Annotated in this window: 14 protein-coding genes; all 14 read right to left on the reverse strand. The window is 48.8% G+C overall.

Annotated features, from left to right (window positions below; translation table 11 throughout):
* Positions 1-432 (reverse strand): sigma-54-dependent transcriptional regulator (locus tag B147_RS0111490; protein WP_425387022.1); only part of this gene is annotated, 432 nt, incomplete at its 3' end.
* A complete protein-coding gene (locus B147_RS0111495; RefSeq protein WP_020587345.1) occupies positions 417-1586 on the reverse strand; it encodes a hybrid sensor histidine kinase/response regulator in 1170 nt (389 codons plus the stop codon). The genes B147_RS0111490 and B147_RS0111495, both read right to left, overlap by 16 nt.
* Positions 1587-1605: 19 nt before the next feature.
* Positions 1606-3180: an SLC13 family permease gene (locus tag B147_RS0111500; RefSeq protein WP_020587346.1), complete on the reverse strand. Its 1575-nt coding sequence runs from the start codon at positions 3178-3180 to the stop codon at positions 1606-1608.
* Positions 3181-3184: 4 nt separating this feature from the next.
* Positions 3185-3586, reverse strand: coding sequence for a response regulator (locus tag B147_RS0111505; protein ID WP_033397300.1), 402 nt, complete (start codon positions 3584-3586; stop codon positions 3185-3187).
* Between the two features lie 10 nt (positions 3587-3596).
* A complete protein-coding gene (locus tag B147_RS0111510) occupies positions 3597-4019 on the reverse strand; it encodes a response regulator (RefSeq protein ID WP_020587348.1) in 423 nt (140 codons plus the stop codon).
* 108 nt (positions 4020-4127) lie between these two features.
* Entirely contained in the window at positions 4128-5867 is a 1740-nt protein-coding gene (locus tag B147_RS0111515) for a sensor histidine kinase (protein ID WP_020587349.1), read from the reverse strand.
* A gap of 414 nt (positions 5868-6281) precedes the next feature.
* Positions 6282-6827 (reverse strand): peptide-methionine (S)-S-oxide reductase MsrA, encoded by a 546-nt coding sequence (gene msrA, locus B147_RS0111525; protein ID WP_020587351.1) that lies wholly within the window; start codon positions 6825-6827, stop codon positions 6282-6284.
* A 246-nt stretch (positions 6828-7073) separates the two neighbouring features.
* On the reverse strand, positions 7074-8285 hold the full coding sequence (locus B147_RS0111530) for an ATP-binding protein (protein ID WP_020587352.1): 1212 nt from the start codon (positions 8283-8285) through the stop codon (positions 7074-7076).
* A gap of 119 nt (positions 8286-8404) precedes the next feature.
* On the reverse strand, positions 8405-10885 hold the full coding sequence (locus tag B147_RS0111535; RefSeq protein WP_020587353.1) for a bifunctional acetate--CoA ligase family protein/GNAT family N-acetyltransferase: 2481 nt from the start codon (positions 10883-10885) through the stop codon (positions 8405-8407).
* Between the two features lie 44 nt (positions 10886-10929).
* A complete protein-coding gene (locus tag B147_RS0111540; protein ID WP_020587354.1) occupies positions 10930-11862 on the reverse strand; it encodes a universal stress protein in 933 nt (310 codons plus the stop codon).
* A 58-nt stretch (positions 11863-11920) separates the two neighbouring features.
* Entirely contained in the window at positions 11921-12889 is a 969-nt protein-coding gene (locus tag B147_RS0111545) for a universal stress protein (protein ID WP_020587355.1), read from the reverse strand.
* Positions 12889-13809, reverse strand: coding sequence for a response regulator (locus tag B147_RS0111550; RefSeq protein ID WP_020587356.1), 921 nt, complete (start codon positions 13807-13809; stop codon positions 12889-12891). The genes B147_RS0111545 and B147_RS0111550 overlap by 1 nt, the downstream gene beginning before the upstream one ends.
* A 28-nt stretch (positions 13810-13837) precedes the next feature.
* Positions 13838-14371 (reverse strand): hypothetical protein, encoded by a 534-nt coding sequence (locus B147_RS0111555; protein ID WP_020587357.1) that lies wholly within the window; start codon positions 14369-14371, stop codon positions 13838-13840.
* Positions 14372-14441: 70 nt separating this feature from the next.
* A complete protein-coding gene (locus tag B147_RS32150; RefSeq protein ID WP_020587358.1) occupies positions 14442-14579 on the reverse strand; it encodes a hypothetical protein in 138 nt (45 codons plus the stop codon).
* Positions 14580-14599 lie beyond the last annotated feature (20 nt).

Raw genomic sequence — 14599 nt, forward strand, 5'->3', positions numbered from 1 at the left:
ATCCTTGCGCTTCCAGGCATTGGTAAGTTTTTCGCTGATATCATCAAAATCCGCCGGTTTCATCAGGTAATCAAAGGCACCTTCCTTCATGCCTTCCACAGCAGTTTCCGTGGATCCATGCCCGGTGAGAAGGATNACTTCCACCAGGGGATAGGCNGTCTTNATTTTTTTCAAGGTCTCTATGCCGTCCATGCCGGGCATACGGATATCCAGGATCACCACGTCTATCTTTGTCTTTTCAAGCAGATCAAGAGCCTCTTGTCCTGAATAGGCGGCAGATACCTTTTCCCCCTGCCGGGTCAGGCGCAGGGAAAACATCTCTACAAAATCTTTTTCATCATCAACGATCAAGATTTTTACCGGTATTTTTACCATGTTTTTTCTCCTTAAAAAATTATGAAAGAATTTGTAATCGTTTATTCGGAATGCCATTCAGGCAGGCAGATCGTAAAGAGTGCGCCTTGTTCGGGTTCCGATTCCACTGCGATGCTGCCTGAAAGTGCGGTCATGATTTTATGGACCACAAACAACCCTAGTCCGGTGCCGGACTCATTTTCCGATACATTGGGTTTGGTGGTGAAAAAAGGATCAAATATTTTTTCCTTATTTTCAGGGGTGATGCCGCTGCCGTTATCCCGAACTTCAAGGCAGACCGCCTTATCCTTCCTATAAAGGGAAAGCCGGATCTGCCCACCGGGCTCCACAGCATCCACCGCATTTTCCAAAAGATTGATCAATACCTGGCGGACCTGGAAAGGATCGGTGTACATCAGCATGGGTTGTTCAGGCTCAGTATCCCATTGTACAGATACCTTTTTAGCCTCTGTTTTCTGTTTGATCAATGCCACGGTATCCACGGTAAGCTGACGGATATCCACCGGGGTGAGATCACGACCGTGTTTCCGGACATAGCCCAGCAACTGATGCGTGATCCGTCTGGCCCTGTCCACGCTTTTCTCTATTTTGTCAAGCCCTTTGAAAAGCATCTCTTTTTCCGGAATCTGGCCCGAGCCCTCCAGTACCACGCGCATGAATCCGGCTGACTCCTTGATAATGGCCAACGGATTGTTGATTTCATGGGCAATGCCTGTGGACATGGTGCCAAGGGAGGCCAGTCTCTGGGTGTGCATCATACGTTTTTCCAGGCGCCGCCTGAAAATTTTATCCCGCTCCCGGGCCGCCTCCAGACGTTTGAGTTCCCAGGCCTGGCGGATTTTGCCGGCCAGGTGGTCGATCTCCACAGGTTTGGACAGGTAGTCAAAGGCACCGGCCTTGACCCCTTCCACCCCTTCGGTGATAGCGGCATTCCCGGTCAGAAAAATCACCTTTAGTCCTGGATAGTATTTGTTAATGGCCTTAAAGGTCTCAATGCCGGACATTCCGGGCATCTTCATATCCAGCACCACCACATCGGCTTCATTAGCGCCAAGGTATTCCAGACAGGATGCCCCGTCCGGCACCTGGCTGACAACCATATCTCGTCGCTCCAGACGCCGGGCAATGGCGTTTCGGAAGCTGTCCTCATCGTCTACCAGCAGCACGCGGACAACCTTGCCGGTATCATTTTCAAGGGTATTGATTTCCATCAGGTTCAGCAGATGCCTCCTATATTAGACCTAAAATTTTCCACCATGTACATACCACGCCCACCAGTATCAGAAGCAGGGTTGGTGTGGCCACAAGACCCAGTTTCGTCAGATCCGAGGACTTAAAGTACTTGTAGGAATAGGCAATGGCATTGGGCGGACAACCGATGACCAGCAGCATGGCAAAGGATGTGGCCATACCAAGCCCTAGGGCCAGGATGGCCGGGTTGACGCCTTCAAGCTGGGCCATGGGGATAACAATGGGTAGGATTAACGCCGCTGCCGCCACATTGGCCATGGCATTGGTGACAAGGGCACCGAACACGGCCACACCCACAAATAGCACCAGCCAGCCCTTGCCCTGAATCAATGGGAAGAACAGGTTGGCAAAATAATCCGCAGCCCCGGAATATCCCATGGCAAGGCCTAAAGATATACCGCCGCCGAAAATAAACAGGGCAGTACCCCATTCCAGGTTGTCATTGATGTCCCGCCATTTTAAAACGCCGAACAGTACCAGGCAGGCCACGCCCACCATACCGGTGATGGAATAGTGAAATCCGTGGATGCCCTTGGTGAGCCATGATACAAAGGAGAGCGCAATAATAATCAATGCTTTTTTCTCGTCCGCTGTCATGGGGCCTAAATCCTCATCAAAATCCGGCAGCTTGAATTTGGGGTCGGGCCGGTAAACAAAGTAGGTGACCAGAACCGCAACAGGCACACAGATAATAGCTGCCGGCATACAATACTTGATCCATTCAAAAAACGTGATTTCAATACCGGTGAACTCCTTTAAAAATGCCGCAGACACCATACACCGGCCACCGCCCACAAGCGTCCCCATGCCGCCGCAGGAACAGGCAAAGGGCAGGGACAGCATCATAAATTTGGCCGTATTGGTATTGGGCTCAATACCCACAGCCCGCATGAGGGGCAGCATGGTGACAATACCGATGGCGCAGGCTGCCGCATCATGCATGAAAGAGGAAGCAAGTCCTAAACCTACGGCAATGATAAAAGTAAATTTAGTTACGGAATTGCCTGCCTTTTTGATAATAAAATATCCCAAGCGTTTTGTCAGCCCCACCTTGTCCAGGGAAATAGCAAAGATCAGGCAACACATGATGAAAATAACAACCGGATGCATGTAGGGCGCCCATGCCCCTTTCACATCGGTAATGCCCATGAAAACGAGGGAGGCGCCAATGAGCACCGCCGTGATTTCAAGGGGAATGGGCTCCACCACAAACAAGATAACCAGTACCGCAAGCACGGATAAAAACCGTTTGGCTTTGGGACTCAATCCATCCACATAATCCACATTAACTTCTGAAAGGCCCATTTTTTGGGCCTGGTCTGCAAGATACTGTACCCGGGCCTGTTCGGTGCCGGGGGCCTTGGCTGTCAGAATAACAGGTTTTCCCGGTTCTGTTTCCTGGGCTGAAAAATATTGACTGACTGCCCCACTCAATTGGTCTGCGCCGGTGCCGGAAAGTTTGAATTTTGTTCCTTCCGGCCTGGGCAGAACAAACACGATTACACCTATCAACACTGCTACCGCCAGTTTGAATCCGCTCGATTTGAATATCATTGATTTATTTCTCCGTTCTATTGGTTTTGGCCTGCCGTGCCAGGCTGATTTTTTCCATTAATTCGTTAAGTTCGCAGGGTTTTGTCAGGTAATCAAAAGCGCCCAGTGTCATACCATCCTCTGCGGCTGTTCTTGAGCCGTGTCCGGTTAAAATGATTACCGGCAGATCCGGGGCCATTTTCCTGACAATTTTCAACACCTCAATGCCGTCCATGTCTTCCATCTTCAGATCCAGGACCATTACATCGAATCTGGCTTCACGAAGCGCCCGCAGTGCTTCCGCGCCGGAATAGGCTTTGACGGCGTTGATGCCCCGGCGGCCCAGCCGGTTGGTCAGCACATCCACGAATCCTTTCTCATCATCCACCAGAAGCAGCCGGGTATGGGGTAAAGGGGTGTCTTTCATTTTCATTTTCCTAAACCATGCGGCCTGTGATTTCCTTCGCCCGGGCCTCCATGATCTTCTCCTCATGTTTAAATTTTTTAGTTGCCGCCTCTTCAATCTTAGAGATGAGCTCTTCGAGATCACAGGGCTTCATCAGATAGTCAAATGCGCCGCGTTTCATCCCTTCAATGGCATTTTCCACTGTGGCATGGCCCGTGAGCATGATCACTTCCACCAGCGGGTTTTCGTTTTTAATGGCTTGAAGTGTTTCAAGCCCGTCCATGCCGGGCATCTTCACGTCAAGGACCACCACATCCGTGTTGGTGTTTTCAGACAGAAAGTTTATGGCTGACTGTCCGTCATAAACGGCTTCCGCTTTGAGTTCGCGTTTTTCAAGCCGTTTGATCAGGGTGTCCAGAAAGGCTTTCTCATCATCGACAAATAAAAGTTTCATCTGCAAAGTCTCCCTAAATGGTTTAAAGGTTTATAGGAATGTTCCAATTGGCTCTTAATTCCTCTTATGCGTTGTTATGGGCTGGGGTTAATATATTGCTAACCCTTGTCAGCCCATTGCTGTTGTTGATTCGTTTGTTGATGGTTTGGCTGTCTTTCGGACATTTAAAGGCAACCGGATTAAGAAACAGGTGCCTTGTCCCATATTGCTTTTCACTTCTATTGTGCCGCCCATTTTTTGAATAATGCCGTAACAGATGGAAAGGCCTAATCCTGTGCCTTTGCCCACGGCCTTGGTGGTGAAAAATGGATCGAAAATCCGGTCCAGATATTGGGCGGGAATGCCCGGTCCGTTGTCATCCACTTTAATTTCAATCATATTATTGTCCTGAGCATTGAGGCTCGTTACAATCTTCACGTTGCCGCCGTCTTTGCCCATGGCATCAATGGCGTTGTTGGTCAGGTTCAAAATGACCTGCTGAAGTTCGGAAGGGGAAAATCGGATAAAGGGCAAGTCCGGGTCAAGCCGGGTAGAGATCGTGACGTTGTTATACCGGGCCATTTGAGCAGTAAGCTCAACGATTTCCCGGATGGTGTCATTGATGTCGATATCGGCCACTGTGGCATCACTTTTCCGGGCAAAACTCAGCAATTTGTGGGTAATGTCTTTGCAGCGCCGGCCCTGGGTTGTAATTTGTGCAATGGCCCTATCAAATTCACTCCTGCCGTCCGAAGTCATCCCGTTCTCCTCTTCAAGAAGATCGCTCATCCAGCCTGCCTCTTCCACCATGATGGCTACAGGGTTGTTGATTTCATGGGCAATGCCTGCTGCAAGTTCGCCAATGGTGGCAAGTTTTCCGCTTTCTACCACCTGCTGGTTCATGGCTTCATTTTTTTTGTCTGCCCTTGCAATGCGTTTGACAAGATTTTTAGAGAGTGTAAAAGAAACTGACACTATGGCTGCGCAGCCCAGCAGGAATATGATAAGGGTGAGCACTTCAGCCTTCCACATATCCCTTAATGCATCCCCGGCATCCTGGCGGAATACCATACGCCAGTCCACTGTCTTAAACAGGGCCAGGGCATACAGGCAGGTGTTGCCTTTGTCATTTTTATGCTTGAGAATCAGTGTGTGCTTGTCTTTGAAAATGGCTGGATCCGCAATAAATGACGGGACGATTTCCATGGTTCCCGAGCGGGGATGGGTTTGAAGCCGCCCTTCGGCATTGACAATAAATGCCGTACCGGTCCTGCCGATCTGGACGTTTTCCACCAGACTGTTAAATGCTGTAAAATTAATGGTGGATCTTAAAATATAGGTGCGGCCCTGGGCTGACAGCTTGACGGCCAGGATAAAATGGGGGTGGCCGCGAAGTCCTGCAAATACATCCGAAATATAATAGGGGCTGTCCATGGCCTTTAAAAACCAGGTTGCCTCGCTGTAATCGGCATTAACAAGGCGGAAGGGGCCTTCATAGGCAAACTGGATACCCTCTGAGTCCACAAGGCCCAGATCCGTAAACACATCTCCGTATTCATCTTTAAGTTCAGCAAGTTGTGCGGTCAGAAACTGCTGGGCCATATCCGGCTGGGTGAGAGACAACTGCCGGGCCAGGTAGCGGATATTTCCCAATTTTTCTTTGAGAAACGTATCGATGTTCTGGGTGTGCTTGAGTACCAGTTCGCCGATATGAGCGCTGATTTTTTCTGAATAAGCCAGGTGAAACCGCCAGCATAAAATGCCTACTGTCAGCATCATGGGGATAATAGAAACCAGCAGGATACGAATTCTGATATTCCGGGTCAGTACCTGATAAAATTCTTTTCTGTCAGCAATGGGTTCATTCATAATATCTATGGCTCCTGTGAGGCCGTTTTATCCGGCTTAAGTATTTGTACACAGAGATATCAAGATATATGCCAGTTGAAGAAAAGTGGTGAAAATAGAGGTTAATGACTTGAAATGATACGAGAATTTAAAAAACGTGACAGGTGGATAAAAAGACTGTCACCTGTCACGTTTTTTTACAGTATGTAAAGATAGTTTTCGATGCCACCCGAGACGGTGGTGAGAGACCTTATTTTTCTTTAGCGGCATCTATCTGCCGAAAACATTTTTCCCAAACCTCGTACCCATACTTTTTGAGTTTCTGCCTGGGAATAAATTTCAGCGCGACCGAATTAATTATCTGGAATAAGTGGGGTGGGCACCCCCCTGTTCTGTTTGTGTCAATGTGCGCTTTTGCTCTCCGGCCTGGTTCCGTCAAAAAATTTTCAGGCTCTTTTCATCCCACACCCGGTTGACGAAAGACTGCCGGCCTGACCCGAGGCTGTAAGATTTGTACTGAATAGGATTTTTTTTGTGGTAATCCTGGTGGTATTCTTCGGCGGGGAAAAATTCGACTGCCTCCTGGACCTGGGTGACAACGGGCTTGTCAAACATTTTTGAATCATCAATCTGTTGGATTGCCTCCAGGGCCAGTTGTTTTTGTTCTTCGGTATGGTAGAAAACGGCAGACCTGTACTGATTGCCGCGGTCCAAAAAAGAGCCGCCTTCGTCCGTGGGATTAATCTGGCTGAAATATATTTTTAAAAGGTCTTGGTATGTAATAATATTGGGGTCAAAATGCACCTGGACTACTTCGGCATGGCCAGTGTTTCCCGTGCATACATCCTCGTAACCGGGGTTGTCTACATCTCCCCCCATGTATCCCGAAACCACCTGTTCAATTCCCGGTTTGTCATCAAATGCTGAAGCCATGCACCAGAAACATCCGCCGGCAAAGGTTGCTGTGTTGAGCTGATTCATCTGTGTACTCCTTTCCCTGAGCTTGGCTGTCGCCTGTTAATAGAAATATGGACAGCAGGGCGAGCACTGCAATAGAAAACGTTCGCTTTTTCATCCTGCGCCCTTTTTTAAGTTAAACCTTATTTCAATGATTAGCACTTTTCAACGCAGAGCAAGGGTGGTGAGAAATTATATCTCCAGACAAATGAGACAATATATGCGATTTTGAACTGTAGGACGGAAACGCAAGTCAAAAAGTTTTCATTTCTAATACAGAAAACCAAACAAGTATAAAGGAATTTCATACTTGGAGCCAAAAAGGATGTCGTCTTTGACAAGAAAGGCATTGTCCAGATGTCTTTTTATTTGTTTTTTGCCTTTGTTCTTCCCGCCAACCTCAAAAAAAATTCCATTAACTTCAAAATCACCGATGTCACTGTAATGGATCTTGTGTCCACCATTTTGTATCATTTTTATAAAAAAAATTTCTCTGATACTTCCAAGTTGCGATGAAAATCCTGTCTCATCATTGACAGCCGCGTAAATATCAGGATTATCAAGATAGATCTTCTCCGTGCGCTTGAGCAGTCCGCCACCGGCTTTGTTTTTTTTCAATAAGTTAGCCAGACCGGATTCGTGCAGGATATTCAGATAATTTTGAACGGTTTTATGATCTATACTTAAAGTTTTGGCAATGCTGTTTCGATTCAATTCCCCGGGTGGGACTGTGGCAAGATAAGAGATGATCCGTTTAAAATAATGCAGATTTTCTGTCTTTAATTTGTAGAAATTTGCAATGTCTTCAAAAACGGTTTTTTCCACCACCCTTAATATCTTCTGGTGATAGGTGGCTCGTCCCTCCAGGTGGAAAGGGTAATACCCCTGGCCGAGGTAGGTTTTAAAATGGCCTTTAATTTTGTTGATCCCGGCCGTTTGAGCGCTGAGAGCCGAATGGTTATTCAGCAAGGTGGTAAATTGAACCGGCGCCATATCAGCAATTTCGTTAAACAGCAGATACTCCCTGAAAGACAGCCCTTCCAGCCGGTACAACACACCTCTTCTGGACAGGTCGTAACTTTCCCTGACAAGATCAATGCTGGAACTCCCCGAAAAAATAATCCGTACATCCGGGAAGGTATCATAAATATTTTTTAATTCTTGGCTCCAGTTGGCGTATTTATGTATTTCATCGAGAAAAAAAAAATGGATGCCGTAATCTTCAATCAGTTCATTAACAAATTCAATCAGCAGCCTGCCGGCAAAATATATATGATCCATTGAAACATAAATGCAATTATTCGGGTCTTCCATTTTTTCTTTGATGTATTGAAGCAAAAGCGTGGTTTTTCCTGTTCCCCTGGGGCCAATTATACCGGTCAAACGGCTGTCCAGGCAGAATGAATCGAAAAGGTAACGGTGATGGGGATATTGAATTGCGTTCAGCAGTCGTTTATGTGTCTGAATAAAATAGGATATCATTTGGAGTACATTCCAATTATTTGTTATTTTTTGTGGATTGTACTCCAATTTATGATGTGGGTCAATTTTTAGGCCACGATATATGGAGAAGGCTCCTTTCTGGTTGAAAAAATACACGTTTAAAGCGCGTAAAGATCCAGCTTGTCGATGTCAATAATGAGTTCAATTTCACTTGAGGCTGGTGTGCCGACCTTTTTAAATCCCAGTTTGTCGGCAAGGCGAAGCATCTGCTTGTTTTCACGCAGCACCACGCCAAATACCCGTTTCAGGCCGTATCGTTTGGAAAACGCAAGGCAGGACTTCAAAAGCGCCGCTCCGACCCCCTTGCCTTGCCATGAATCCGCCAGCATGATGGCAAATTCGCCCTCCGTGCCGTTGGCGGTGAATATGATTCTGGCGGAGCCGATAATCTTTTCTCCGTTGTGGGCTGGAAACCAGGCAACCAGGGCAACTTCCCGGTCATAATCAATCTGGGTCAGTTGGATCAGCATGCGTTTGGACAATTGTTTGAGCGGTGTGAAAAACCGTAAATATATGGTCTGGGTCGACAGTTTTTCAAAAAAGTCCAGCATGGGGTCTGCATCTTCGGGCTTCACCGGCCGGATCAGCACTTGTTCACTATCCTGGGTGGTATACAGCTGTTCCTGCCAGGCCGGGTAGGGGCTTATAATAAGGTGGTCAGGTGCTGCTGCCGGGGGCGGGGCCAGTCGGATGCGTGCGTTAAGCCCCATCAGTTGCCCATCGGTGACCGCTACAGGATTGATTTCCAGTTCACAGATTTGGGGGAAATCGGTGACCAGGCGGCTTACGCGTATTAAAAGCGTTTCCACAAGCTCCTGGTCAACGGCCTTGAACCCAAGGAGGCCTTTTAACGCCTTAGCTATTTTTGTTGAGTTGATGGTCCGGGCAGCCAGGGCGGAATTTAAAGGCGGCAAGGTGAGCGCAGTGTCCTGGTAAATTTCAGACATCGTACCGCCTATGCCGAATTTAATGACCGGCCCGAACTGGGCATCAAGTTTGGCTCCTACATAAAGTTCATAGTCCGGTGCCGGCACGTTATCCCCGGCAGGTTCTGCCTGGCTTACGGGTATACTGTAAGCATTCAGAATCGTTTGGGCGTAAGTTCCATTTAATAGGAATTGGTCGTTTTTCAGATGGGATTCAATAATTGATCCGGCCTGGTCATGGTTGATCTTCAGCTTGATGTCGCGCCTTACCGGTATTTCGTTGAGCATGTCAATATTTCGGGTGTGCTTGTACAATCCAGCAAATGCCCTAACCGCTTTTTCCGGGGTGTCATAGGTCAGCCCCTCTTTTTCATTGAGAATCTGCCGGGCGTTGTCCATGCTTATACCGCCCAGCCAGACCGTAAACACAGGGCTGGGCAGAGAAGATATCTGGCCTGCCAGGACTTGGGCAAGGTCAGCCGAGGCAATGTGGTCCACGGGTGAATGGATCATAAGGACACCGTCCACCTCCGGTGCCTGGGCCGCAATGGTAACGGCCCGGGCAATCTGGGCACAAGATGCGTCTGACTGAACATCCACAGGATTGGTTTTGCTCCATGTTTTTTCAAGGGAGGACTCAAGGGCTTCAATGGTTTGAATGCTGAGTACGGCAGGCTCAAAACCAAAAGATGAAAGGGCATCCACCGCCATAACTCCGGGACCGCCGGCATTGGTGACAATGGCCAATCGTCTGCCTGTGGGACGCTGCTGTCTTGCCAGAATCCGGGTAAAGTCAAACAATTGTTCAAAGGTGTCCACCCGCAGGATACCTGCCCGTTCAAAGGCAATATCATAAACCGCATCTTTTCCGGCAAGGGCACCGGTATGAAAAGAGGCCGCCCAGGCACCGGCCGCCGACCGTCCCGATTTCAGGCAGATAATCGGCTTGATTCGGGAGACGGCTCGGGCTGCACTCATAAAGTTTCGGATTCGCGTTATGCTTTCCATGTACATGATGATGCTGTCCACCTCCCGTTGTTCGCCTAAATAATCAATCATGTCGGCAAAATCAACGTCCAGCATACATCCTAAATTGACGATATGGCTGAAGCCCAGATTTTCCTTTTCAGCCAGATCTATGACCGAAGCGCACACGGATCCGGATTGCGACAGAAAGGCAACACGTCCCTTGGCCGGTGTGCCCGGCATATGGGAAGCATTCAGGTTCTCCGGGGGGTGGGCAATACCCATGCAGTTGGGGCCAATGATACGCATACCGCTTTGCCCGGCAGCGGCCTTGATCTGTTGTTCGATTCGGACCCCCTGCTCCCCTATCTCCCGGCCCCCGCCACTGATCACCATGGCCCCTGCGGCACCTTTGTGTGCGCATGCTTCAATGATTTGGGGGACCTGATCGATGGGTGCCGTCACCACGGCCAGGTCCACAATGCCTTCAATATCACGGATATCTTTTGCAGCAGGCATATTCATAATTTTGGCATGATCCGGATTGACAGGATAGACAGCGCCCCTGAATCCGCCCTCAATGAGGTTGCGTATCAGGGTATGGCCCACCCGGTGCTGTTCGTCACCGGCACCAATCACGGCAATGGACCCGGGATTGAATATTCTGGATAAATTTTGTGTGCCCATTTGTCTCTCCTTTTTTAACCTATTGTTAAATTATTAGACAAAGGTCATGGAATCAGCCAAATCGTGAATTTTCTGGACGCATAAATAATTTTTCTGGGGATTCGTCCCATATCAAAAGTTTCAACATCCGACATCCCCCTGCGTCCCATGACAATGGTGTCACATTCTGCGGCCCTGGCTGTGTCCAGCAAGGCGCCTGCCCGACTTTGGACGCCCTGGACAAGACGGGTTTCAATCCGGTCTCCCGGGATGCCTGCCTGGGTCAGGATCTCTTTTGCCTCGGCCAGGGCATCATTGAGTTTGTGTTGGGCCCAAATCGCCAAGTCTGCAAAAGGATCCTGCCCTTTGGGCGCTGAATCACTGACCGTGGTACGCATGACCGCACAAAGAAGAATTCGGCAGTTGGTGTTGGCCATCATATCGGCAGTGTACTGGACCGCGTGTGTGGCTCCCGGGGAGCCGTCAACCGCGACGCATAGATAATGGCGGATTTCACGGGTTCCGGCAATAATCAAAGGAATAAAGTCTGCTTTTTCCACCAGCTTGGCAGCTACGCCACCCATGGCTACGCCGATGATGGAGTTTTCACCTCCCTTTCTGCGGATGACAAGGCTCTGGTATTCATTGTTTTTGATTTCATCCAGAATGCCCCTGGCAACCCCTTTTGATTGGCTGGCAAGTTTGATTTCGATCTTGTCCGGTATATAACCGGCAGCAATCATTTTCTGGCGAGCCTCTTTGAGAAATTCGGTTATTAGTGTTTTTTGTCCCATCTCCCAAGCCTTTACATGGGATACGGAAATATTGCTGAAGGAATCCCGGGTCAGATCATAATAGGCTTCAGGCACGGGGGTTGTTACATTAAATAAGGTCACGTTCCTGTCTCTAAACGGTTTGAAGCTGCACAGATAGTCAACTGTCCTTTTTGAACGTTTTGAGCCGTCTATGGTAACTAATATTTTTTTTTCATCTGACATGAGACCTCCTTTGTAAAATCCCGGGTCCGGTTCATTGAGCCAGACCCGGGGGTGTTTTTTAGTGGATGATATCCGGACCTAAGCGAAGCACGGGCACCGGGCTGTGACGAAAGATTTTTTCTATGGTGCTGCCCAGGGTAAATTTGGCCGAACGGCTGCGCCCCCTGGGGCCCAGTACCAGAACATCGGCGCCAATCTCCTGTGAAGCAGAAAGAATCTGTTCGTAAGGCACACCCGAATCAATGGAAATATCAAGCCCGTCAATGTCGCTGAGCCCGGCCGCCTTTATCTGGTCGGCCAGGAGATCATGCCGCCGTTGTTTTTCCTTTGGCAGAAATTGTTCCAGGTCAAACGTATTTTCAGGAATATAGTGAGACTTTACCCAAGAGAGCTCCTTGGTGCTGATGCAGTTGAATGCATGCAGTTTTGCCCCACTGATTTTAGCCAGCCACCCGGCTTTAGCCAGAATCGCCGGGGACCATAGAGAAAAATCCACAGCCGCCATAACGGTGCGGATCTTTGTGGCTTCAGGAGTGGCCTTGCCTGAGTGAGTGCGTTTGAAAATATGTTTGTCCCTTACGCTGAGCAACGGGGTTGTGCTGTGACGGAACACATACTCCGCAGTGCTGCCGAACATGAATTTGGACAGGTTGGAGCGGCCTTTATTTGCCATGACAACAAGGTCCGCGCCGACGCGGTCAACCATGTCTATAATACCATCTGCCGGATACCCCGTTGAGATGCGGATATCTGTTTTGTTGATAAACTGCGGGAATTGTTCCATGATCAGTTCATTAATTTGGGCTTTCCGGTTTTTTTTGAGTGCATCCAGATATTCTTTTGTATCTTCCCTGCAGGGATACATCATCCCGGCCATGAACGCCGGGTTGACCTCCCTTAGGGGAACAATCGAACAAATGGTAACATTGAGATCTCCCTGTTCAGCCAGACCCAGGGCATAGCCCAGGGTCATGGGCGAATAGTCGGACAAGTCAATGCAGGCCATAAGGGTTTTGATGTCAGCCATCAATTACTCCTTAATCTCGGGGGAATCAGGTGTTTTCCCATTTGAAAAAACAGGTCCTGTTCCCGGATCACCCCTGCGGGTTTGCCGTTTTCGGTGACAATCAGACGGCGCTGGTTTTGGTCTACCATGATCCAGGCCGCTTCCATCAGGGTGGATTCCGCATCAATGGATGCGGGTACCGGGGACATGATCTCACTAATGGTCAAATTGCGGATTTGTTCTACGGCGCTTGTGAACATCCCCCGCCAGAACATGGGGGAGTATTGGATGGAATCCGCCATGGCCGGTTTGCTCGAGGTCAGGTAGCCGGGCAGAATCCGTTCTAAAAGGTCGCGGATGGTGAGAATGCCCTGAATCTGACCATTTTTGTCCATGACCAGTATGGACCTGTGGCCCGTTTCCATGATCAGATCCGAAGTCGGCATCGTTACAAAAGAGGCTTTAAGCTCCTGGACCGATTCGGCAATGGTGGCGTCCTCGTCAATGGTAGTATACGCACTTAAAGGAATCATTGCCGACCCCACCAGATCCTCTTCGGGTTTTCCGGTTTGTTGTCTGCTCCGGCAGGCTTCCCGGATTTTATCGGACAAAAGGTCAATGTCACAAGGCTTTGACAGATAGTCAAAGGCACCTATTACAAGAGACTGTTCTGCCGAATCCTTGTCTCCATGGCCCGTGAGCATGATTACCGGTAAATCGGGTTCTAATTTAAGCATTTTTTCAAGGACCTCGTGCCCGTCCATGCCGGGCATACGGATGTCCAGAATGGCCACATCCGGCGACTGATCCAGGCATTGCAGCGCTTTTTCGCCGTTTTCCGCTAGAATGGTTTGAAACCCGTTACGTTCCAGGATCTTGCGTGTCGTTTCCCTGAACCGTTTTTCATCATCAACCATTAAGACTTTTATGGGTTGTTTCATTTTACATTGCTCCTATTTATAAAGATTTTTACACACGGCCGGTGACCGCTGTTATGGCCGAATAAATCAGGCACCACTGGACAGGCACAGATATCAAAAGGACGGTAATCGCCCGGGCTTTGGACAGGCCGCAGCTTTGCCGGAATCCTGTATAAACCAACCAGTATTTCCACGGCTCCGTGAACCAGAGCATGAAGGGCAGCCATGAGATGAGCATGGTGATCCCGGAAGCATAGGCATAAAGCCCGAACACCAGGGAAAAGCCCTGTTTTTTGCCGCAGATCATCACCATGGTGCAAAAGCCTGTGATGGTGCTGATGAGCACCATGCCTGCCGCATTGACAAAATAGATCAATGCCATGACCACGGGAGATTGTGGGCCTGGGCCTGTGAGGAGTCCTGCTCCGGCATAAAATCCGGCACACAGGGCTGTAAACCCCAAGGCCCGGCCCAGGGTGTGGACCGCAGGCAGATCTGCAAAAAACAGGACCGGTTCGATGAGCAGCCGGATTACACCCTGGTTGTAAAATTTCAATGCCGAAAGTGCCCCTGGTGTATTCATGTTATCCTCCTTAGGTGAAAAGGCGTGTTCTGAAAGGCTTTTCACTGGACTGTCCTCCATAACCCTTTGTTTAAAAGAGCTTGCTTATAATCCCTGCGGCAAGCATGATCAATGTCATGTAAAAAAACACCCGCCGTTCTGTCTCTTTAGAAAAGTAGATTCTGTTTTTGGTTATTTGGGGGGGTGTTTTTTTTGATATCTGTGTCATATCAACCTCCTTAAAAAAAA

The organism is Desulfobacter curvatus DSM 3379 (assembly GCF_000373985.1).
Lineage (GTDB): Bacteria > Desulfobacterota > Desulfobacteria > Desulfobacterales > Desulfobacteraceae > Desulfobacter > Desulfobacter curvatus.

What these genes read in the sequence shown, in the direction of transcription:
- B147_RS0111495 (WP_020587345.1), bottom strand. Translation starts at nt 1,586, where the DNA reads ATGGAAATCAATACCCTTGAAAATGATACCGGCAAGGTTGTCCGCGTG.
- B147_RS0111500 (WP_020587346.1), bottom strand. Translation starts at nt 3,180, where the DNA reads ATGATATTCAAATCGAGCGGATTCAAACTGGCGGTAGCAGTGTTGATA.
- B147_RS0111505 (WP_033397300.1), bottom strand. Translation starts at nt 3,586, where the DNA reads ATGAAAGACACCCCTTTACCCCATACCCGGCTGCTTCTGGTGGATGAT.
- B147_RS0111510 (WP_020587348.1), bottom strand. Translation starts at nt 4,019, where the DNA reads ATGAAACTTTTATTTGTCGATGATGAGAAAGCCTTTCTGGACACCCTG.
- B147_RS0111515 (WP_020587349.1), bottom strand. Translation starts at nt 5,867, where the DNA reads ATGAATGAACCCATTGCTGACAGAAAAGAATTTTATCAGGTACTGACC.
- msrA (WP_020587351.1), bottom strand. Translation starts at nt 6,827, where the DNA reads ATGAATCAGCTCAACACAGCAACCTTTGCCGGCGGATGTTTCTGGTGC.
- B147_RS0111530 (WP_020587352.1), bottom strand. Translation starts at nt 8,285, where the DNA reads ATGATATCCTATTTTATTCAGACACATAAACGACTGCTGAACGCAATT.
- B147_RS0111535 (WP_020587353.1), bottom strand. Translation starts at nt 10,885, where the DNA reads ATGGGCACACAAAATTTATCCAGAATATTCAATCCCGGGTCCATTGCC.
- B147_RS0111540 (WP_020587354.1), bottom strand. Translation starts at nt 11,862, where the DNA reads ATGTCAGATGAAAAAAAAATATTAGTTACCATAGACGGCTCAAAACGT.
- B147_RS0111545 (WP_020587355.1), bottom strand. Translation starts at nt 12,889, where the DNA reads ATGGCTGACATCAAAACCCTTATGGCCTGCATTGACTTGTCCGACTAT.
- B147_RS0111550 (WP_020587356.1), bottom strand. Translation starts at nt 13,809, where the DNA reads ATGAAACAACCCATAAAAGTCTTAATGGTTGATGATGAAAAACGGTTC.
- B147_RS0111555 (WP_020587357.1), bottom strand. Translation starts at nt 14,371, where the DNA reads ATGAATACACCAGGGGCACTTTCGGCATTGAAATTTTACAACCAGGGT.
- B147_RS32150 (WP_020587358.1), bottom strand. Translation starts at nt 14,579, where the DNA reads ATGACACAGATATCAAAAAAAACACCCCCCCAAATAACCAAAAACAGA.